Below are 20,081 nucleotides of genomic sequence, written 5' to 3' on the forward strand. Positions count from 1 at the left end.
AGATGTTCCGCTTACTCATCGCATTGCTGTTCACCATTGGGCTGGCACAGGCCACCGTTGCGCAAACAAACGAAGCTGGGGAACCAGCCACCACGAATGAGCGCGCCTCGACCGGTGGTGCGACCACGCTTGAGGATATTCAAGCGCGTCAACGCGGCGAAAAAGTAGATAACACCTATCGCTCGGAAAACACTGGCCAAGGCAATGTCGAAGGCCTTCTGGGCCAGTTTGGACCCAGCGGCGTATCGTCCGACAGTGATGTATACCGCGCGCTGCGCTTTGGCTCGGCGGACGTCACCGTGTCCTCGCGCGGACCTGCCGACAGTGTGCTGATCCAAGACGGCGGCATTTGGTGGTGGGAATTCCGCACAGGGCCGTTACGCGAATATGGCGGTTACATCATCGCTGGAATGCTGGCCATCATCGTTCTGTTTTTCCTGATCCGAGGCAAGATTCGCATCGACGGAGAAAAGACCGGCCGTACCGTTCTGCGCTTCACCAGTTTTGAACGTTTCGGGCATTGGCTGTTTGCAGGATCATTCATCGTGCTTGCGATCACCGGCCTGCTGACACTCTATGGCCGCGACTTCCTGATTCCGATCTTCGGCAAGGAAGGTTTCGCAACCATCGCGCAAGGCTGCAAATGGCTTCACAACAATCTGGCATGGGCCTTCATGCTGGGGCTGATCATCATCACGGTGAATTGGATTGCCCATAACATCCCCAACCGCACAGACCTGAAATGGCTGGCTGCCGGTGGGGGTTTATTCAGCAAAAACAGCCACCCACCCGCCAAGAAATTCAACGCAGGTCAAAAAATCATCTTCTGGGCCTGCATACTGCTGGGAGTCTCGATCAGCCTGTCCGGCCTGTCGCTGCTGTTTCCGTTTGAATTGCCGATGTTCGCCAAGACCTTCTCGGTTGCCAATGCCACCGGCATTCCACAGGCGCTTGGTCTGAACCTGCCCGTGCAAATGTCGCCTCAGGAAGAGATGCAATACGCCCAAGTCTGGCACGTGATGGTCGCTTATGTCTTCATCGCCATCATCATCGCGCATATCTACCTCGGCTCGGTCGGGATGGAGGGCGCGTTTGATGCAATGGGTACTGGTGAAGTCGAAGAGCAATGGGCGCGCGAACACCACTCGTTGTGGCTGGAAGAGGTGCAGGAAAAAGAGGCTGGCAAGGCAGCGGCCTCACCCGCCGAATAGATGCGCTGGCTGATCCTTGCCTGTGCGTTGATCCCCCTGCCCGCATGGGCGGAGTTCTTCACGCTCAAAGGTCATGGCGGGCCGATCATGGGTATCGCAACGGCCCCTGATGGACGGATCGCAACAGCCAGTTTCGACAATTCTGTCGGGCTATGGTCGGACCAGACACCCGAATGGCTGGAAGGTCACGAAGCAGCCGTCAACGCGGTCGTCTTCAACGGTACAGCAATTTATTCCGCCGGAGACGATTTTACCCTCCGCCGCTGGCCGGGCGGAGAGATCGTCGGCCAACACAAAGGCAAGATCGTTTCTGTGGCTGCCTCAAAAACGCATGTCGCAACGGCCAGTTGGGACGGAACAATCGGATTATGGCCCGTCGATGGCACTGCCCCCGCCCTGTTCGGCCCCACGGGCAGTGGCGTGAATGCGGTCACTTTTTCACCGGATGGATCAAAGCTTTTTTCCGCTGGCGTCGATGGGTCCTTACGCGTGTGGGATGTCGCAACCGGCGAAGAAACGGACCGGCTGGTTGAGCACGGATTTGGCATCAACGAATTGATTTTCAACGCGCAGGAAAACTGGATCGCCTATGGCGCGGTGGACGGGGTGACGCGCATCCTCGATCTGACAACCGGTGAAGAACGCGACTTCACTCTGGACCGCCGCCCGATCCTGGCCCTTGCGCTCAGCCCGGACCGAAGCCTTTTGGCGGTCGGTGACGGCGAAGGCTATATCATGATGATCGACACGACCGAATGGCGCATCACGCAGGATTTCCGCGCAACGCTGCGCGGACCGGTCTGGGCGCTGTCATTCTCTGATGATGGCCAGAACATCCATGCAGGGGGCATAGACGCGGCGATGTACAGCTGGCCCGTGGGTGCGCTGTCGGATCAACAGCAAATGGCTTCGACCGAGCCCAGTTTTCTGAAAGATCCCGACGAAATGGAGAATGGCGAACGTCAATTCGCCCGCAAATGCTCGATCTGCCACAGCCTGACACCCGAAAGCGAACGTCGGGCGGGTCCAACACTGCACGGTATCTTTGGGCGACCCGCCGGATCGCTGCCGGGATATTTGTACTCGGATACGCTGCAAGACTCTGATATTGTTTGGAATGAACAAACAATAAATGCCCTTTTCGATAAGGGGCCGGATCATTACATTCCGGGGTCGAAGATGCCGATGCAACGGATTACAGAACAGCAGGACCGGGACGACCTGATCGCTTTTCTGCGCCGTGCGACGGACGACCAGAACTGAACCGGAGGAGACTATGAAAGCCTTTTTAGCCGCGGTTGTCGCGATGGTCGTGATTACAGTTGCAGCCCCGACGACGTTGGACCAGATCGGGTTCAGCGCCGCGGACAGCACATCTGGTTCTGCGGTGCGCCTGGACTGAATGTCTCAATACCTGACCACCCGCGAACTGGCCGATCTTTTGCGCATTGGCGAGCGTAAAGCCTATGACCTTGCCTCATCCGGCGAGGTGCCTTGTGTGCGCGCCATGGGCAAGCTTTTGTTCCCACGGGCCGAGATCATCGCCTGGCTCAACGCGTCACGGTCTGGGCCTCAAGTGGCGGAACCGCCCCTGCCCCCGATCGTTGCTGGCAGCCATGATCCCCTTCTGGACTGGGCATTGCGCGAAAGCGGATCGGGGCTGGCAACGTATTATGATGGCTCTTTCGACGGATTGACACGATTGAGCGAGCGCAGCGCGCAGGCCGCTGTGCTGCACATCCACGAGGACGGAGGGTTCAATACCAAATCCCTGCGCGACTCATTGGGCGAAGCCCCGGTGATCCTCTATGAAGTCGCCCGTCGAGAACGCGGTTTGTTACTGGCACCGGGCGCATTGGACATCAGATCGTTCCAGGACCTCAAATCGCGACGCATCATCCTGCGGCAAGACAGTGCAGCCAGCCAGCACTTGTTCAATGCGCAACTTGAAGCACATGACCTAACTTACGACGATTTTAACATTTTTCCCGGCCGCGCACGCACCGAGGAAGAGCTGGCCATTGCCCTGCACGATCAAAAGGCCGAAGCAGGCTTTGGACTGGGTGCCTTGGCCGGGCTGTACAACCTCGGCTTTGTCCCCACCCATTCCGAAAGGCTTGACCTGGCGATCTGGCGCAGATCGTTTTTCGATCCGCCGATGCAAAAACTGATGTCGCTGCTACGCTCGGATCATTTCACACAACGGGCCCGCGAATTCGGCGGTTATGACCTGTCGGGCCTCGGTACGATCCATCACAATGGTGCCAGCGGCTGATCCTCCGCCAACCGCTTCATCTTTTCAGAAATACTCGCCCCGCAGGTGTTGGCTGCAGGCCAACTTATTGGGCATTGGGGAAAAACACCTGCTGTCCCTCCAGCCTGAAGGACGCGATCGCCTCCTGCCCGTCCGGCCCCGTCAACCAGTCGATAAAGCGTTGACCGGATGCCGCCCGCACATGTTGGTGCTTTTCCGGGTTCACAAGGATCACACCGTATTGATTAAACAGGCGCGGATCGCCTTCGACCAACACCTCTAGATTGCCTCTGTTGCCAAAAGACAGCCACGTGGCCCGGTCTGTAAGTGTATAGGCGTCCATGCCCCCGGCCACGTTCAGGGTCGCGCCCATACCCGATCCGGTTTCACGATACCACGTGCCGGAAGCACCCTTTGGATCAAGCCCGGCAGACGACCAATGGCCCAGCTCGGCCTTATGCGTCCCACTGTCATCGCCACGCGATGCAAAAGGGGCTTCGGCCTCTGCAATGGCCGTCAGAGCAACCAGTATATCGGTGCCTCCACGAATACCGGCCGGGTCAGATTTTGGGCCGACCAGAACAAAATCGTTATACATCAGGTCTTTTCGCTCAACGCCCCAGCCGTCCGCGACAAATTTCTCTTCGGCTGGTTTGGCGTGGACCAGCAGAACGTCCCCGTCCCCGTTGACTGCATTGCGAATGGCCTGACCTGTTCCAACCGCGACAACGCGCACATCTATGCCAGACTCAGCCTCGAACCACGGCAATATGTGTTCCAACAGTCCAGAATTCTGCGTCGATGTCGTGGATTGAACAACAATGAACGGCGTTTCTGCTGAAACCCCCCCTGCCGATAGGCCAAGTGCAACTGCTGCTGCCCGAATAAATGCCCGGAACATCATGTTCTCCGTCTTTTCTTATTAAGTAACCAACCCACCCGCCAGATAGCGACGCGATGCTTCGCTTTCGGGGGCATCCAATACCTGTTTCGCGGGCCCATGTTCTACCACTTGACCGCCCTGCATCATGACAATATCCGCAGCCAAACGTCGCGCCTGTCCGATGTCATGTGTCACCATAACGATCCGCACCCCACGTGCCGAGGCGCGCCGGATCATCCGCTCGATCATTTGTGTGGCGCTCGGGTCCAGGGCACTGGTCGGTTCATCCAGAAACAGAGTTTCGGGCTCAGTCGCCAGGGCGCGCAGGATTGCCAGCCGCTGCGCCTCACCCCCGGAAAGTGAGCGAGCCGGCTGTCGCGCCTTGCCGTCCAGCCCCCCTTCGACCAGCAATTCGGCGATGCGTTTTTTTCTGTCTGTGCGCCCCATACTCTGACGCTTTAGAACAAAGTCCAGATTTGCAGAGACCGAACGACGCAACAAAACCGGTTGCTGGAACACCATAGCCTGGCGCGCCTTTTGTGCCGTGCTCAGCGGAAGTCCGTCCTGGACGACGCGCCCACGATCCGGTGCGATCAGACCATGCAAACAACGCAACAGCAGGCTTTTGCCTGCGCCGTTCGGACCAAGGATGAGGGTTGGTCCGGGACCATCCAGAACCAGCGACGGCACATCCAGCAACGAACGGCCTTTGCTGCGAATCCGAAGATCTTTGACCTCAAGGCGGCTCACCAAGTTGCAGATGCCATCACGCATGGCGCAACCCCTCTTGCTCGGCCTTCAAGCTTACGGCGCTGACCATTGCGTTCACCGCCACAGCAATCCCGATCAGGATCGCCCCCAATGCCAACGCCAATGCGAGGTTTCCCTTTGAAGTTTCCAACGCGATGGTTGTGGTCATCACGCGCGTCACGTGGTTGATGTTGCCCCCGACAATGATCACCGCGCCAACCTCGGCGATGGCGCGTCCGAAGCCTGCCAGCAAGGCCGTAACCAAGGCCAGCCTTGCGTCCCACAACAAAACCGGAACCGAAGCCAGCCTGGACACGCCTAGGGATCGCAACTGTTCCGAATACTCCTCGGCCAGCATCTCGATCACCTGCCGCGTCAATGCCGCGACGATTGGTGTGACCAGCACCACTTGCGCGATAATCATCGCAGTCGGCGTGTACAAAAGTTGCAGTACACCCAAAGGGCCTGAACGGGACAGCATCAGATAGACCAGCAGGCCCACGACCACGGGCGGGAACCCCATCAGTGCATTCATCAGCACGATCAAAATGCGTCTTCCAGGAAACCGGGCAACGGCCAAAGCAGCCCCCACAGGCATCCCAATCAGCGCGGAAATCAGCACGGCAAACAGTGAAACCTTCAGAGACAACAGCACAATCGCCCAAAGCTCTGAGTCCCCATGCAGGATCAGAGAAATTGCAGAGTTGAATTCTGATGCAAAACTTTGCATTTTCTACCGTGATGCCTGCGTTTCGTACGAAATGCGTTTATTTTCAGATAAATACTACTCTGTTTTTCGAATGAGTACAGACACAAATCCGGCATAGGAAATATGAAACGCGGCCCCAATCGGGACCGCGTTGAAATTGTTCGGATTGACAACTTGGATCAGTTCAAGGCTGCATCCGTGATCTGGTGCGTCCAGGCACCTTCGGGCTGCTTGGTAATTGCCGGGTTCTCTGCAGAAACGGCCGAGAGCAGTGTTTTCACTGTCTGCTCGTAGTCAGCGGGATCCAGCGCACCGTCTGATCCTTCAATCAGTTTTGCGACCTCACCCATCATGTAAACCTGATGGTCCAGCTCCTGCGCGCCGGTCTCATCGAATTCCAGCACGATTTCGGCGGCCTCTTCCTGATTTTCAGCTGCATATTTCCAGCCCTTCATCGAGGCACGAACGAACCGTTCCATCTTGTCGACAAATTCAGGATCACTCAGGTTCTCTTCCATGACATACAGGCCGTCCTCGAGCATCCCAAAACCCATCTGAAGATAGTTGAAAGTCACCAGCTCTTCGGGCGTGATACCGGCCTGAAGGATCTGGCGGTACTCGTTGTACGTCATGGTGGAGATGCAATCCGCCTGCCCCTGAATCAGGGGATCTGCGGAAAACGCCTGTTTTAGAACAGTAACCCCGTTCTCGTCCGCGCCATCCGTTTCGATGCCCAAGGACGCCATCCAGGCATAGAAGGGATACTCATTGCCAAAGAACCAAACACCCATGGTGCGGCCGGGGAAATCCTCGGGCGTTTCAACGCCGGTGGACTTCAGGCAGTTGACCTGAAGCCCTCCGGTTTTGAACGGCTGTGCAATGTTTACCAGCGGAACACCGCGTTCACGCGCAGCCAAACCAGCGGCCATCCAAGTGGTGATGACGTCGGCACCACCTCCAGCAATAACCTGTTCCGGTGCGATGTCCGGACCGCCCGGTTTGATTGTGACATCAAGCCCTTCTTCGTCGTAGAAACCTTTCGCTTCTGCTACAAAGTAGCCAGCAAATTGCGCCTGCCCGACCCATTTCAACTGCAACGTCACTTCGTCCGCCGCAAGCGCCGTAGTGGCTGCCAAACTGAAGGCGGCAACCGCCCCGCTAAGTAGCTTGTTCATCTTCATATCTCCTAGTTGCTTTTGGTTGCCCCGTTTTCGAGGTCTGTTGAATTATTCCTTTTCTTATCCACGTTGTGACGGATGCCAAAACGTCACGACCTTCTCGATGCCTGCGACGAGGCCATAAAAGGCGGTGCCGGCAAGCGCTGCCACCACGATCTCGGCCCAGACCATATCAAGCGACAGCTGGCCTACGCTGGTAGAAATCCGAAAGCCCATCCCCACGATTGGCGAGCCAAAGAACTCTGCCACAATGGCTCCGATCAAAGCCAAAGTTGTTGAAATCTTCAACCCATTGAAAATGAAAGGCATCGCCGCAGGCAAACGCAGTTTCACAAAACTCTGCCAATAGGTTGCGGCATAAGTCTCCATCAGATCGCGCTGCATCGCCGTGGCTTCACGCAACCCGGCCACGGTGTTGACCAGCATCGGAAAGAACACCATCACAACGACCACCGCCGCTTTGGAATGCCAATCAAACCCGAACCACATGACCAGGATCGGCGCCGTTCCAACGATGGGTAGAGCTGCTACGAAATTCCCCACAGGCAAAAGACCGAGGCGCAGGAAGTCCCACCGATCCACAGCAATGGCCATAAGAAATGCCGATCCACAGCCGATGACATATCCGCTGAGCGCACCTTTCAGAATTGTCTGAACAAAATCCGCCCACAGAATGTCAAGGCTACCGGCAAAGCGCAGCGCGATGGCGGAAGGTGCTGGCAGGATGACCAACGGAACCTCTAGTCCGCGCACCAACAGCTCCCACGCACCTACGACGGTCAGCCCGAAAATCACCGGCGCCAGAAAGCGTACGATCCGACTGTCCGCCTGCGGTCCACTGGCCAGGCGGCTGTTCAACCACCAGCCAAAAGCCCACAGCAGCAGAGCAAAGATAACCAACATCATTGCGCCATCCCCATCCGCTTCAGGACCATCCGCTCAACCAATCCGAGCAATCCAACCAGACAGGCAGCCAGAATGGCGGCCGCGAACAAGGCCGACCAAATCTGCACCGTCTGGCCATAGTAACTGCCAGCCAGCAAACGAGCACCCAGCCCGGCGACGGCCCCTGTCGGCAGTTCCCCCACGATTGCGCCGACCAAAGACGCCGCGATACCGATTTTCAACGACGTGAAAAGGTAAGGCATCGACGCAGGCAAGCGCAGTTTCCAAAAGCCTTGCGACCGGCTGGCATTATAGGTTTGCAACAGGTCCAGTTGCATCGCATCGGGGCTGCGCAGCCCTTTGACCATACCAACGACAACCGGGAAAAAGCTAAGGTAAGCCGATATGATGGCCTTGGGGATTATCCCCTGAACGCCAACCGAATACAGGACAACAATGATCATTGGTGCCAGTGCAATAATGGGGATCGTCTGGCTCACAATGGCCCATGGCATGACAGACAAATCCATCACGCGGCTATGAACGATCCCCACAGCCAGCAAGATGCCCAACCCCGTGCCGATCACAAAGCCAAGCATCGTCGCGCTGAGCGTCACCCAACCATGATAGATCAACGATCGTTTCGAGGTGATTTTCTTCTCGACAGTCGTTTCCCACAATTCAATCACGACCTGATGGGGCGAAGGCAAACGGGGTTTTTTCTTTTCCCACGCGGCGGGGATCGCAAACGTGTTGTTTACCACCAGCCCAAACTCGCCCAAGTCGCGGCGCGCGCTTGCAGTGGGCGGCTGAACCTCGGCCCCGCCACGCTCAAGCTCACTCAGAACACCTTTGATATTCATCGGAACACAAGCCGCGTACCAAATCAGGGCGATTACAGCGACAACTGTGAGTATGGCAACGACCTGCTTCATGCGTGCCACTCCATGCGATAGACGGGCACAGTGTCTGGCGGTACCGGAGGCTCCTCTACGGTCACTTCAAACCCTTCGCGGCGGTAAAAGCGCTGCGCCGCGGTGTTGGGCCTGTGGGTCGTCAGCCAAAGAAACCCTCTTCCCTCTTTGGCGATATCGATGAACCGCTTGCCGATGCCTTGCCCCGTTCGGCTGCAATACAGCGCGCCAATCTTCTGCTGCTCGGGATCAACCGACATATAGCAATCGACCGGATCACCGGCGACCCAGATCTCACGACTTTCGAATGCATCCCGGATCAGGTTCGCCAGTTCTTCCACCGGCAATTCCTCGGGCATCCAATCTGTTTGCGTCGCCCAGTCGTGAACGACCTTGGCGCAGGACTTGACGTCACTTGGCACGGCGCGTCTGATCTTATCTGCGTTCAGTTCAGTCGTCATAGGAATGCCCCGCCCGCAGCCCATCCCTCACGCGATGCGCGACCTCGATGAATTCCGGCGTGTCACGAATGTCCAATTGCCGTTCTCTGGGTAAAGGGCTATCGATTACATCCGTGATCCGCCCCGGTCTTGGGCTCATGACCACAATCTTGGTACTAAGATACACCGCCTCGGGGATCGAGTGTGTCACGAAGCCAATTGTCTTCTCGGTCCGTGCCCACAGCGCCAAAAGCTGTTCATTCAGGTGATCGCGCACAATCTCATCCAACGCGCCGAACGGCTCGTCCATCAGCAGGATGTCGGCATCGAATGCCAAGGCCCGCGCGATGCTTGCGCGTTGCTGCATCCCACCGGATAGTTGCCAGGGAAACTTCCCCCCAAAGCCAGCAAGATCAACGAGTTCCAGGACTTTATTCACCCTCTCATCCTGTTCGGCGGCGGAATATCCCATGATCTCAAGCGGCAACTTGATGTTCTTGGAAATGGTACGCCACGGATACAAACCCGCCGCCTGAAACACATACCCATAAGCCCGTTTCCGACGCGCCTCATCGGGGGTCATGTCATTTACAGTCAGCGTGCCACCCGTAGGTGTTTCCAACGCCGCGATACAGCGTAGAAACGTGGTTTTGCCGCATCCGGACGGCCCGATAAAACTGACAAAGTCACCCTTGTCGATTGTCAGGTTCACGTCCTTGAGCGCGTGAACTGGCCCATCGTTGGTCTGGAACGTCAGGTCCAGCTGCCTTGCCTGGATGACGGGCTGGGTCGTGCTTTCAGTGTTCATTACTTTGCCTTGAAAAGAGTGGTGTCAGGGCCGCCTGCAAAGCGGCCCAAACAGATCAAACACCGGTGGCCGGTATACCCGTCCGCTCAACGGGCCGTGGTGCCGTCAGCTCTTTCCAGGTGCTCAGAGCCTTATGGACATGGGTGTTGGCGTCACGCGCCACAAACTTCCCGTGACCTTCCTGAGTCCTGATCTCTCCATCATGCACCGCTACCGCACCACGGGTCAGCGTGAACCGCGGCAACCCGCGCACTTCCTTACCCTCAAAGACGTTGTAGTCGATCGATGATTGCTGCGTCTCAGCCGAAATCACCTTGGCCTTGTTTGGATCCCAAACCACCAGATCAGCATCAGCGCCGACCAGAACCGCACCCTTTTTAGGGTAGCAATTCAATATCTTGGCGATGTTTGTTGATGTAACAGCGACAAATTCGTTCGGCGTCAGTCGTCCCGTATTCACACCATAGGTCCACAGCATGGGCATTCGGTCTTCCAACCCTCCGGTCCCGTTCGGAATCTTGGTGAAATCCCCTACGCCATAACGTTTTTGCTCAGTCGTAAACGCACAATGGTCCGTCGCAACAACGCTCAGCGTTCCAGATTGCAAACCGTTCCACAGGCTGTCCTGATGCTGCTTGTTGCGGAACGGAGGGCTCATGACCCGCCGCGCAGCGTGTTCCCAGTCGTGATGGAAATACTCGCTCTCATCCAGGGTCAGATGTTGGATCAGTGGTTCGCCCCACACCCGCTTGCCCTGCATCTTGGCGCGCCGAATAGCCTCATGTGCCTCTTCGCAAGAAGTATGCACCACATAAAGCGGAACCCCGGCCATATCGGCAATCATGATGGCCCGATTGGTAGCCTCACCCTCGACCTGCGGCGGACGGGAATAGGCGTGCGCTTCGGGTCCTGTATTGCCCTCAGCCAACAGCTTGGCGCTCAACTCGGCCACAACGTCGCCGTTTTCGGCATGAACCATTGCGGTTCCACCCAATTCGGCCAGACGCTTGAACGACGCAAACAGCTCATCATCATTCACCATCAGCGCGCCTTTATAGGCCATAAAATGCTTGAACGTGTTGATGCCACGCGTCTCAATCACAGTCTTGATATCGTTGAACACCTGCTCGCCCCACCAGGTGACCGCCATATGGAACGAATAATCACAATTCGCACGCGTCGATTTGTTGTCCCAGCGTTTCAACGCATCCAGCAGACTTTCACCGGGGTTGGGCAGAGCGAAATCCACCACCATTGTTGTGCCACCAGCCAAAGCCGCACGCGTGCCGCTTTCGAAGTCATCGCTGGAATAGGTGCCCATAAAGGGCATCTCGAGGTGAGTATGAGGATCGATCCCACCCGGCATCACATAACAGCCGGTGGCGTCCAACTCCTTGTCGCCCTTCAGATCCATTCCGATTTCAGTGATCACACCACCTTCGACCAGCACGTCCGCTTTGTACGACAAATCCGCAGTGACGACGGTTCCGTTCTTGATAACAGTGCTCATTTCAAACTCCCTGATGCGGTCTGCGCCGCTTGCTTCATCTGGCTAAAAATACCTCGGGGGAGTCGCCCATCGGGCGACGGGGGCAGAGCCCCCTATTCCACGATTTCAGCCGTCTCGACGACGGCGTGCAACAGAACATCCGCCCCAGCCGAAGCCCATTCCTTGCTGATCTCTTCAGCCTCGTTATGGCTTAACCCGTCCACGCATGGGCACATGATCATCGCGGTCGGGGCCACGCGGTTGATCCAACAGGCGTCATGCCCCGCACCCGAGATGATATCCGTATGCGAATATCCCAACCGCTCGGCCGCGTTGCGTACGGCGGACACACAACTATCATCGAATTTCACCGGATCGAATCCACCAACTTTTTCGAATTCGATCTGCAAGCCCATGTCTTCCACAATGTCTTCGGCCGCCACCCGCAGACGGTTCTCCATGTCCGTGATCACATCCAATTCGGGCGAGCGGAAATCGACCGTAAACACTGCCTTTCCCGGGATCACGTTACGTGAGTTCGGATGGACATCGATATGACCAGCCGCTCCCACTGCGTGCGGCGCATGAGACCACGCGATCTCGTCCACTTTCTCGAGAATACGCGCCATCGCAAGGCCCGCGTTCTTACGCATCGGCATCGGGGTTGACCCGGTATGGGCATCCTTGCCGGTCACGGTGATTTGGGTCCAGCTCAGCCCTTGCCCGTGCGTGACAACGCCAATATCCTTGCCCTCGGCCTCCAATATCGGGCCCTGTTCGATATGCAGCTCAAAAAACGCATGCATTTTTCGCGCGCCGACTTCCTCATCGCCGCGCCAGCCAATGCGGTTCAGTTCATCCCCAAACTTTTTGCCCTCGGCATCCTCGCGATCATACGCCCAATCCTGCGTGTGCATTCCTGCAAACACGCCCGAAGACAGCATGGCGGGCGCATATCGCGTGCCTTCTTCATTGGTCCAGTTGGTCGCCACGATTGGATGCTTTGTTTTGATCCCAAGATCGTTGAGGGTCCGGATGATCTCGAGCCCCCCCAGAACACCCAAGACACCGTCATACTTCCCGCCGGTCGGCTGCGTATCCAGATGCGAACCGACATAGACCGGCAACGCGTCAGGGTCCGCCCCTTCGCGGTGGGCGAACATATTGCCCATCTGGTCCAAACCCATGGAGCACCCAGCTTCCTCGCACCATTTCTGGAACAAAGCACGGCCTTCGGCGTCCTCGTCCGTCAGGGTTTGGCGGTTGTTACCTCCGGCCACACCGGGGCCAATCTTGGCCATCTCCATCAGGCTGTCCCACAACCTGTCGCCATTGATCCTGAGATTCTGCGCCGGAGCTGCCATGTTCATCTTCCCTGTTTGCTTGCGATTTGGCTCGCTTTTGGTGTCTTGATTTGACCATCTGGTCAAACTCACGCTATCACGGGTTCGAGATCAGTCAAGAAATTGCGCGGCACAGCTTGAATTTTCACTGAATTCCGCGCCTATAGTCGAAAAAAGAGACACGCTGAAAACATGCCGAAAGACCGCGCACCGACTCGCATTCAGAAAAAGAACCGTGCTGCGATCCTCGAGGCCGCCCTGAACGTGTTTTCAGCACACGGGTTTCGCGGATCGACCGTGGATCAGATTGCCGCCGAAGCCGGACTGAGCAAACCAAACCTGCTGTACTATTTCCCTTCGAAAGAGGCGATCCATACTGAACTGCTATCGGGTCTTCTGGAAACCTGGCTGGCCCCTTTGCACGATCTGGACGAGGATGGCGATCCGATGGAAGAAATCCTGGCCTATATTCGGCGCAAGTTGCAAATGAGTCAGGAGTTACCACGCGAAAGCCGCCTTTTTGCCAATGAACTGGTTCAGGGCGCGCCACGTATCCACGAGGCTTTGTCCAAGGATCTCAAGGAACTGGTTGACGAAAAAACCGTGATCCTGACGCGCTGGATGGATCAGGGCAAAATCGCGCGGGTGCACCCCTATCACCTGATGTTTTCGATTTGGGCGCTGACCCAGCACTACGCAGATTTCGAAGTTCAGGTGCGTGCGATCTTGGGGGAAGAGGATCCGTTTGAAGGGGCCGACCCTTTTGTGGACACCCTGTACCGAAAGCTTTTGACCCCTTGAAAAAAGGGGCCGCAAGAACGGCCCCTTGATGATCTTTCCAAATCGGTTCATTCGGCTGCCTTGGCCATCGGATTGTTCGGATGCGTCGTCCAGTTCGCATAGGTCGGCTGCACCTCTTTACCTGTGCGCGGATCTACTTCACCCGGTGCCATCGGCACCATCGAGATACAGTCTTCAACCGGGCAGACATCAACGCACAGGTTGCACGCCACGCATTCTTCGTCGATCACTTCGAACACGCGGTCCTCCGACATCGAAATCGCCTGGTGGCTGGTATCTTCACAAGCCGCATAGCAACGACCACATTTGATGCACTGGTCCTGGTCGATCTTCGCCTTGGCGATGTAATTCAGGTTCAGATACTGCCAGTCGGTGACATTGGGCACGGCTCGACCGATCACCTCGTCAATGCTGCTGTACCCTTTTTCATCCATCCATTCGGACAGACCGGCGGTCAGTTCGTCGATGATCTTGAAACCATAGGTCATCGCAGCGGTGCAAACCTGCACTGTGCCACAACCCAATGAGATGAACTCGGCCGCGTCGCGCCATGTGGTGACGCCGCCAATACCGGAAATCGGCAGGCCATGCGTGGCCTCGGCCCGCGCGATCTCGGACACCATCGACAGTGCAATCGGCTTCACCGCAGGGCCACAATAGCCACCATGGCTGCCCTTGCCGTCGATTGAGGGTTCGGGGCTGAACGTATCCAGGTTGACGCTTGTGATCGAGTTGATCGTGTTGATCAGCGACACCGCATCGGCGCCACCGTTCTTTGCCGCAGCTGCCGGTTTACGGATATCGGTGATGTTCGGCGTCAGCTTCACGATGACCGGGCGGTCGTAGTACTGCTTACACCAGCGTGTGACCATTTCGATGTATTCCGGCACTTGTCCCACAGCCGAGCCCATTCCGCGCTCGCTCATACCGTGCGGGCAGCCAAAGTTCAGTTCGATCCCATCCGCGCCGGTTTCGGCAACGCGCGGCAGGATGGCCTTCCATGCCTCCTCCTCGCAGGGCACCATGATCGAAGCGATCAGTGCGCGATCCGGGTAATCCGCTTTGACCCGCGCCATTTCCTCGAGGTTCACTCCCAATGGCCGGTCCGTGATCAATTCTATGTTGTTAAGACCAAGCAACCGCCGATCCGCGCCGTATATCGCGCCATAGCGCGGGCCGTTCACGTTCACGACCGGAGGACCCTCGGCCCCCAGAGTTTTCCAGACAACACCGCCCCACCCGGCCTCGAAGGCGCGGCGGACGTTGTATTCCTTGTCGGTGGGCGGCGCAGAGGCCAGCCAATACGGGTTGGGGCTGGAAATGCCCAGAAAGTTTGTCGTCAGATCGGCCATGGCTTCTCCCTTCCCGGCTCAGCCGGATTTCTTGAAAATCATTTCGGTCGGGCGAATGCGCCCGGCTTTGAGGTTAGTGACGTAGTTTTGGAATTTCTCGGGCGCCGTCTCGCCCATCATTAGGTGGATCCCCAGCGGCGCGGGGCCGCTTTCAGCGATCTTGGCAAAGACATCTTCGAAGAACTGAAGCGCGAAATCGGTGCGGTCGGTTTGGGTCTCAAGTTCCAGCCCCGCCGCCACTGCTGCGTCTTTGTACACATCCGGCGCGTGCACGAACGAAGTCTCCGGCAAAGTGGACCAAGGGAGTGGGAAAGCCAGCGGCTCGTCCACGTCTCCGCCCATAACATCGAACAAGGCAAAAGTTCCGCCCGTGGCCAGCACCCGCGACACTTCAGCAAACAGTCCGGCCTTGTCTTCGATGTTCATGCCCACATGCATCATGACTGCAAGGTCAAAACCCGCATCCGGCACAGGCATGTCCAAGGCACTGCCCACATGAAAAGTGGCCTTTTCCGAATGCCCGACCAGATCGCTCAACACGGTGGCCGTTTCCACAAATTCAGGCGTCAGATCGACCCCGGTTACCGACGAGTCAAAACGATCCACGATATAACGCGAGGTGCCACCTATACCGCACCCCACATCCAGAACGCGGGTTGCATGGGTCGGCGACAATTGAGCAAACAGGTTATCGGTCGCCAGAACACCGCCCGTGTGGAACTCATCCCCTGCCTTCAGATCAGCAACGGTGGCCGCGTCCGGGTCAATACCGCTGGCCTCAAGCGCCGCGCGGACGCGTTCGGTCAGGGCACCGGTGGTGTAGTGTTGAGCAACAGCTTGTTCGATCTGGGACATGAGAATACCTCAGCAGCGAAAGGAATGGGGTGAATACCCCACCCTATCACGAAACGAGTGTCGCGTGGATGTCCATCGCTGCATCCCGCCCTTCGGCAACCGCTGTCACGGTCAGGTCTTCACCCCCCGCCGCACAGTCCCCACCAGCCCAGACACCCGACATTGAGGTGCGTCCAGCCCCGCTGACAGCAATCTTATTGCCGTCCAGCGTCAGCCCTTCAGGCGCGCCATCCAGCGTCTGACCGATGGCTTTGAGCACCTGATCTGCTGGTAGGCGGATTGTCTCGCCGGTTCCAGTGAGTTGACCGTTCTGGCTGGAGGTATATTCCAGTTCGATCTCAGCAGCAGTTCCGTTTCCATGCACGGCAACCGGCTGCACATTGGTCAGGATTCGAACGCCGTGCGAGGCGGCAAGGTCCTGTTCATACCGGCTGGCGCCCATAGCGTCGCGATCGCGACGGTAGGCAATGGTGACATGTTCAGCGCCCAACAGCTTAGATTTCACAGCAGCATCTACCGCTGTCATGCCGCCGCCAATGACGACAACGTTGCGACCAACGGGCAGGTTTACCAGTTCATCTGCCTGCCGCACGTCCGAGATGAAATCGACCGCAGCACGAACGCCATCCTTTTCAACACCGCCTGCGCGCAGGGCGTTCACCCCAGCCAGGCCGATGGATAGGAAAACCGCGTTGTAATTCTCAAGCAGGCCATCCAGCGAGATACTGTCGCCCAGCACCGATCCGGTCTCGATCGCAATCCCGCCGATTTTCAGCAGCCAATCCACCTCGGCCTGCGCAAAATCATTGGTCGATTTATAAGCGGCAATCCCATATTCGTTCAGCCCGCCCGGCTTGGGCTTGCTTTCATGGATTACGACGTCATGGCCCAACATGGCCAGACGGTGGGCGCAAGCCAGCCCTGCAGGCCCTGCCCCAACAACAGCAACAGTCTTGCCCGTAGGTGCCGCCCTTTCGAATGGGTGCGCGCCAGAGGCCATGATGTCATCGGTCGCAAAACGTTGCAGTCTACCGATCTCAACCGGCTTGCCTTCTGCAGCCTCGCGCACACAGGCTTCTTCACAGAGCGTTTCGGTTGGACAGACCCGAGCGCACATGCCGCCCAGAATGTTCTGTTCCAGAATGGTCCGCCCTGCCGACTGTGGCTGCCCCGCCTGAATTTGGCGAATGAACAACGGAATATCGATATCCGTCGGACAGGCTGTCACGCATGGTGCGTCATAGCAGAAATAGCATCGATCAGCGGCAACGGCGGCCTCATGCGGGGCCAGTGGCGGATGCAGATCGGTGAAATTCGAGGTCAGCTCATCGCTGGAAAGCCGCCCAGCGACGATGCCGGGTGCCATCTGGCCCTGTGCCATCACTCTACTCCCTGTAGATATGTTTGTTATGACCTCAGCTTGCCACAAAAAAATTTTTTATCAATTGGTAAAATTTATCAAAAGGTCAAAAAAGTGAAAAACCCGGGCAAAAAGCCGGTTTTCCTCCGGCTTTGTGTAATTTTGAGACTAAGAAACCTCAGTCATTGTGATGAGATGATCGGACTCGGTCCCAACCCGCGCGCCGCGATGGCCGGCGCTTGCGTACCAGGCGGTAAGTGCAACCGATCCATTTCTCGAATATCTCGTCATTTTCGGTTGATCTGCCGTCAATGACAAAGGCCTTTGTGCCTTGGTCAGCGCTCAATTCAGCTGTTTCACATGACCACCTTGAAAAAATGAGATTACCCGGCAGTGCATTCAGCTTTCGGCTTTTGACGGTTCGGGTCAGGTGTTGTACTCCGGGACGAAGGGTGCCGGATCGCGCACACATCAGGAACGGGCGCAGATGCAGGCAAATACACAGAAATTTAACATTGCTGTTGTCGGACAAAATAATCGCCTGCAATACGAAGCCCTGCTGTTTGCCGCATCATTGCGGCACAGCTCGCCGCGATTTGAAGGCAAACTGTTTATTGCCACGCCCAATTCGGGACCACGTTGGAACCAGAACCCCAGCATTAAGGACGAAGACGTTCTCAAAGCGCTGACGCAATTGGATGCCGAAGTTCTTCCCTTTGATTCGCATGTCTTTGGCGAAAGCTACCCATACGGCAACAAGATCGAGGCCCTTTTGGCCTTGCCCGAAAATGAGCCCTTTGTGTTCTTTGACACCGACACGCTGATCACCGGTGACATCACAACTGTACCCTTTGACTTCGACCGTCCTGGCGCATCGTTGAAGGTTGAGGGGACATGGCCAAAACCAACGCTCTACGGCCCCGGCCTCGACGGCATCTGGCGAGCGCTATATCAGCGGTTCGGGCTGGATTTTGAAAGCTCAATATATGTCAGCCAACCCCATGATTACTGGCGGCGGTATCTGTATTTCAACGCAGGCTATTTCTTTTACAAATGCCCGAGGGTTTTTGGTGAACGCTATCTGGACTATGCCAAAGCGATCCGAGATGAACACATACCCGAACTGACGGGCCAAAACCTTGATCCATGGCTGGATCAAGCTGCCCTTCCGCTTGTGATACATTCATTCGGCGGAGGTCGGGATGCGCTGCCCGAAGGCCTGCTTGATGGCTCTGTCAGTTGTCACTACCGCTTGTTCCCACTGCTCTACGCCCGCGAAAGTGATCATGTGATCGACGTTCTGGAGGCCGTTGTGGCTCCGAACAAGGTCAAGAAGGTCCTCAAACAGTATGACCCGCTGAAAAAGTTGGTCCTGCAAGGGAAAGGCGCAAGAATCCGGGCTCTGTTTGATCAGGACAATCTTCCGCGGCGCGAACAGGCCATTCGCAACACGATCAAAAGCAAAGGGTTGTGGCTGCGCTGACAGGATCGTTGTGCGCAAGCGCGCATTCACCTAAAGATTCAGCAACACAAGTTCCAACAGGAGATTTTCAAGATGTCTGACGGCCCCACCTACGGTTTCGACACGCTGCAGATTCACGCGGGCGCCCGCCCCGACCCGGCGACCGGAGCGCGCCAGACACCGATCTATCAGACCACGGCCTATGTCTTTCGCGACGCCGACCATGCGGCGGCACTGTTCAACCTACAAGAAGTGGGCTTTATCTATTCGCGCCTGACCAACCCAACCGTCGCGGTTTTGCAGGAACGCGTGGCCACGCTTGAGGGTGGTGTTGGGGCCGTGTGCTGCTCATCTGGTCACGCGGCGCAGATCATGGCGCTGTTCCCCTTGATGGGACCGGGCTGCAACGTTGTCGCCTCAACCCGTTTGTACGGTGGAACGGTCACGCAATTCAGCCAAACCATTAAACGCTTTGGCTGGTCAGCCAAGTTTGTCGATACAGATGATCTGGACGCGGTGAAGGACGCAATCGACGAAAACACCCGTGCTGTATTCTGCGAATCCATTGCCAACCCAGGCGGTTATGTCACCGATATCCGTGCCTTGGCGGACGTAGCTGATGCAGCTGGCATTCCGCTGATCGTCGACAACACCTCGGCCACGCCCTACCTGTGCCGTCCCATTGAACACGGTGCGACACTGGTTGTGCACTCGACCACCAAGTATCTGACCGGCAACGGAACTGTCACCGGTGGGTGCGTCGTGGATTCGGGCAAGTTCGATTGGTCGGCAAATGACAAGTTCCCCTCGCTCAGCGAACCGGAGCTGGCTTATCACGGGCTGAAGTTCCACGAAACCTTTGGTCCGTTGGCATTCACCTTCCATGGTATTGCCATCGGTCTGCGCGATCTGGGCATGACAATGAACCCGCAAGCCGCGCATTATACGCTGATGGGGATCGAAACCCTATCGCTGCGCATGGAACGCCACGTTGAGAACGCCCAGAAGATCGCGGCCTGGCTGGAAGCGGATGACCGCGTGGAATATGTCACCTATGCGGGTCTGCCCTCGTCTCCATATCACGACCGGGTCAAATCGCAGTACAATCGCGGTGCCGGTGCGCTGTTCACCTTTGCCGTCAAAGGTGGCTATGACGCCTGCATCAAACTGGTCAACGCGCTCGAGATTTTCAGCCACGTGGCCAACCTGGGCGATGCACGCTCGTTGATTATCCACTCGGCCTCGACCACCCACCGTCAGCTGACCCCGGAACAGCAAGAAGCCGCTGGCGCAGGTCCGGGTGTTGTGCGCGTGTCCATCGGAATCGAAGATGCTAACGACCTGATCGCCGATCTTGATCAAGCTCTGGCTAAGGCAAGCGCCTGAC

20 protein-coding genes are annotated in these 20,081 nt (G+C 57.0%); 7 read left to right on the forward strand and 13 right to left on the reverse strand.

Annotation, left to right across the window (positions count from 1 at the left end; all coding sequences use genetic code 11):
* Positions 1-2 precede the first annotated feature (2 nt).
* From GS630_RS08220 to GS630_RS08230, 4 genes are read left to right on the forward strand one after another with little or no spacing between them, the layout of a single operon-like run.
* A complete protein-coding gene (locus GS630_RS08220; RefSeq protein ID WP_171619231.1) occupies positions 3-1,211 on the forward strand; it encodes a formate dehydrogenase subunit gamma in 1,209 nt (402 codons plus the stop codon).
* Entirely contained in the window at positions 1,212-2,474 is a 1,263-nt protein-coding gene (locus tag GS630_RS08225; RefSeq protein ID WP_171237431.1) for a c-type cytochrome, read from the forward strand.
* 13 nt (positions 2,475-2,487) lie between these two features.
* Entirely contained in the window at positions 2,488-2,613 is a 126-nt protein-coding gene (locus GS630_RS22505; RefSeq protein ID WP_256368496.1) for a hypothetical protein, read from the forward strand.
* Positions 2,614-3,486, forward strand: a complete 873-nt coding sequence (locus GS630_RS08230; protein WP_171237430.1) for a helix-turn-helix transcriptional regulator — start codon at positions 2,614-2,616, stop codon at positions 3,484-3,486.
* Between the two features lie 64 nt (positions 3,487-3,550).
* On the opposite strand, the gene GS630_RS08235 is transcribed toward GS630_RS08230, so the two are convergent.
* The 10 genes from GS630_RS08235 to GS630_RS08280 all read right to left on the reverse strand — a co-directional run bounded on the left by GS630_RS08235 (position 3,551) and on the right by GS630_RS08280 (position 12,885).
* A complete protein-coding gene (locus GS630_RS08235) occupies positions 3,551-4,366 on the reverse strand; it encodes a substrate-binding domain-containing protein (RefSeq protein WP_171619233.1) in 816 nt (271 codons plus the stop codon).
* Positions 4,367-4,387: 21 nt separating this feature from the next.
* Positions 4,388-5,122: an ATP-binding cassette domain-containing protein gene (locus tag GS630_RS08240; protein WP_171237428.1), complete on the reverse strand. Its 735-nt coding sequence runs from the start codon at positions 5,120-5,122 to the stop codon at positions 4,388-4,390.
* Complete coding sequence (locus tag GS630_RS08245) at positions 5,115-5,828, reverse strand: ABC transporter permease (RefSeq protein ID WP_171174576.1); 714 nt, start codon at positions 5,826-5,828, stop codon at positions 5,115-5,117. The genes GS630_RS08240 and GS630_RS08245 overlap by 8 nt, the downstream gene beginning before the upstream one ends.
* A 158-nt stretch (positions 5,829-5,986) precedes the next feature.
* Positions 5,987-6,982 (reverse strand): ABC transporter substrate-binding protein, encoded by a 996-nt coding sequence (locus GS630_RS08250; RefSeq protein WP_171174578.1) that lies wholly within the window; start codon positions 6,980-6,982, stop codon positions 5,987-5,989.
* Positions 6,983-7,045: 63 nt separating this feature from the next.
* Positions 7,046-7,891: an ABC transporter permease gene (locus GS630_RS08255; RefSeq protein ID WP_171174581.1), complete on the reverse strand. Its 846-nt coding sequence runs from the start codon at positions 7,889-7,891 to the stop codon at positions 7,046-7,048.
* On the reverse strand, positions 7,888-8,805 hold the full coding sequence (locus tag GS630_RS08260; protein ID WP_171619235.1) for an ABC transporter permease: 918 nt from the start codon (positions 8,803-8,805) through the stop codon (positions 7,888-7,890). The genes GS630_RS08255 and GS630_RS08260 overlap by 4 nt, the downstream gene beginning before the upstream one ends.
* Positions 8,802-9,245 (reverse strand): GNAT family N-acetyltransferase, encoded by a 444-nt coding sequence (locus GS630_RS08265; protein WP_171174585.1) that lies wholly within the window; start codon positions 9,243-9,245, stop codon positions 8,802-8,804. The genes GS630_RS08260 and GS630_RS08265 overlap by 4 nt, the downstream gene beginning before the upstream one ends.
* The gene (locus GS630_RS08270) at positions 9,235-10,032 is read right to left on the reverse strand and encodes an ABC transporter ATP-binding protein (protein ID WP_171619237.1); all 798 of its coding nucleotides are present in this window, start codon (positions 10,030-10,032) and stop codon (positions 9,235-9,237) included. Before GS630_RS08270 ends, GS630_RS08265 begins: the two co-directional genes overlap by 11 nt.
* A 55-nt stretch (positions 10,033-10,087) precedes the next feature.
* Positions 10,088-11,542 carry a dihydropyrimidinase gene (gene hydA, locus GS630_RS08275; RefSeq protein WP_171174589.1) on the reverse strand — a complete coding sequence of 485 codons (1,455 nt, stop codon included), beginning with the start codon at positions 11,540-11,542 and terminating at the stop codon, positions 10,088-10,090.
* Between the two features lie 92 nt (positions 11,543-11,634).
* Complete coding sequence (locus GS630_RS08280; RefSeq protein ID WP_171711951.1) at positions 11,635-12,885, reverse strand: Zn-dependent hydrolase; 1,251 nt, start codon at positions 12,883-12,885, stop codon at positions 11,635-11,637.
* Between the two features lie 171 nt (positions 12,886-13,056).
* Here GS630_RS08280 and GS630_RS08285 point away from each other — a divergent pair, with 171 nt between their 5' ends.
* Positions 13,057-13,665, forward strand: a complete 609-nt coding sequence (locus GS630_RS08285) for a TetR family transcriptional regulator C-terminal domain-containing protein (RefSeq protein WP_171174593.1) — start codon at positions 13,057-13,059, stop codon at positions 13,663-13,665.
* 47 nt (positions 13,666-13,712) lie between these two features.
* Here the strand turns inward: GS630_RS08285 and preA are convergent, their stop codons facing one another.
* From preA to GS630_RS08300, 3 genes are read right to left on the reverse strand one after another with little or no spacing between them, the layout of a single operon-like run.
* Positions 13,713-15,017, reverse strand: a complete 1,305-nt coding sequence (gene preA / locus GS630_RS08290; RefSeq protein WP_171619241.1) for an NAD-dependent dihydropyrimidine dehydrogenase subunit PreA — start codon at positions 15,015-15,017, stop codon at positions 13,713-13,715.
* Positions 15,018-15,035: 18 nt separating this feature from the next.
* Positions 15,036-15,872, reverse strand: a complete 837-nt coding sequence (locus GS630_RS08295; protein WP_171619243.1) for a methyltransferase domain-containing protein — start codon at positions 15,870-15,872, stop codon at positions 15,036-15,038.
* A 46-nt stretch (positions 15,873-15,918) separates the two neighbouring features.
* Positions 15,919-17,253, reverse strand: coding sequence for an NAD(P)-dependent oxidoreductase (locus GS630_RS08300; protein WP_171234075.1), 1,335 nt, complete (start codon positions 17,251-17,253; stop codon positions 15,919-15,921).
* A 466-nt stretch (positions 17,254-17,719) separates the two neighbouring features.
* On the opposite strand from GS630_RS08300, the gene GS630_RS08305 reads away from it, so the two are divergent.
* Positions 17,720-18,715, forward strand: coding sequence for a hypothetical protein (locus tag GS630_RS08305; protein ID WP_171619245.1), 996 nt, complete (start codon positions 17,720-17,722; stop codon positions 18,713-18,715).
* A gap of 72 nt (positions 18,716-18,787) precedes the next feature.
* On the forward strand, positions 18,788-20,080 hold the full coding sequence (locus tag GS630_RS08310; RefSeq protein WP_171174604.1) for an O-acetylhomoserine aminocarboxypropyltransferase/cysteine synthase family protein: 1,293 nt from the start codon (positions 18,788-18,790) through the stop codon (positions 20,078-20,080).
* Position 20,081: the final 1 nt, after the last annotated feature.

This window comes from Ruegeria sp. HKCCD7303, assembly GCF_013111185.1.
In the GTDB taxonomy this organism is placed as follows: Bacteria; Pseudomonadota; Alphaproteobacteria; order Rhodobacterales; family Rhodobacteraceae; genus Ruegeria.

Coding starts and splice junctions, on each gene's coding strand:
- GS630_RS08220 (WP_171619231.1), top strand. CDS start 3: ATGTTCCGCTTACTCATCGCATTGCTGTTCACCATTGGGCTGGCACAG.
- GS630_RS08255 (WP_171174581.1), bottom strand. CDS start 7,891: ATGATGTTGGTTATCTTTGCTCTGCTGCTGTGGGCTTTTGGCTGGTGG.
- GS630_RS08310 (WP_171174604.1), top strand. CDS start 18,788: ATGTCTGACGGCCCCACCTACGGTTTCGACACGCTGCAGATTCACGCG.
- GS630_RS08245 (WP_171174576.1), bottom strand. CDS start 5,828: ATGCAAAGTTTTGCATCAGAATTCAACTCTGCAATTTCTCTGATCCTG.
- GS630_RS22505 (WP_256368496.1), top strand. CDS start 2,488: ATGAAAGCCTTTTTAGCCGCGGTTGTCGCGATGGTCGTGATTACAGTT.
- GS630_RS08225 (WP_171237431.1), top strand. CDS start 1,212: ATGCGCTGGCTGATCCTTGCCTGTGCGTTGATCCCCCTGCCCGCATGG.
- GS630_RS08270 (WP_171619237.1), bottom strand. CDS start 10,032: ATGAACACTGAAAGCACGACCCAGCCCGTCATCCAGGCAAGGCAGCTG.
- hydA (WP_171174589.1), bottom strand. CDS start 11,542: ATGAGCACTGTTATCAAGAACGGAACCGTCGTCACTGCGGATTTGTCG.
- GS630_RS08300 (WP_171234075.1), bottom strand. CDS start 17,253: ATGGCACAGGGCCAGATGGCACCCGGCATCGTCGCTGGGCGGCTTTCC.
- GS630_RS08285 (WP_171174593.1), top strand. CDS start 13,057: ATGCCGAAAGACCGCGCACCGACTCGCATTCAGAAAAAGAACCGTGCT.
- GS630_RS08230 (WP_171237430.1), top strand. CDS start 2,614: ATGTCTCAATACCTGACCACCCGCGAACTGGCCGATCTTTTGCGCATT.
- GS630_RS08280 (WP_171711951.1), bottom strand. CDS start 12,885: ATGGCAGCTCCGGCGCAGAATCTCAGGATCAATGGCGACAGGTTGTGG.
- GS630_RS08305 (WP_171619245.1), top strand. CDS start 17,720: ATGCAGGCAAATACACAGAAATTTAACATTGCTGTTGTCGGACAAAAT.
- GS630_RS08250 (WP_171174578.1), bottom strand. CDS start 6,982: ATGAACAAGCTACTTAGCGGGGCGGTTGCCGCCTTCAGTTTGGCAGCC.
- GS630_RS08265 (WP_171174585.1), bottom strand. CDS start 9,245: ATGACGACTGAACTGAACGCAGATAAGATCAGACGCGCCGTGCCAAGT.
- GS630_RS08295 (WP_171619243.1), bottom strand. CDS start 15,872: ATGTCCCAGATCGAACAAGCTGTTGCTCAACACTACACCACCGGTGCC.
- GS630_RS08260 (WP_171619235.1), bottom strand. CDS start 8,805: ATGAAGCAGGTCGTTGCCATACTCACAGTTGTCGCTGTAATCGCCCTG.
- preA (WP_171619241.1), bottom strand. CDS start 15,017: ATGGCCGATCTGACGACAAACTTTCTGGGCATTTCCAGCCCCAACCCG.
- GS630_RS08240 (WP_171237428.1), bottom strand. CDS start 5,122: ATGCGTGATGGCATCTGCAACTTGGTGAGCCGCCTTGAGGTCAAAGAT.
- GS630_RS08235 (WP_171619233.1), bottom strand. CDS start 4,366: ATGTTCCGGGCATTTATTCGGGCAGCAGCAGTTGCACTTGGCCTATCG.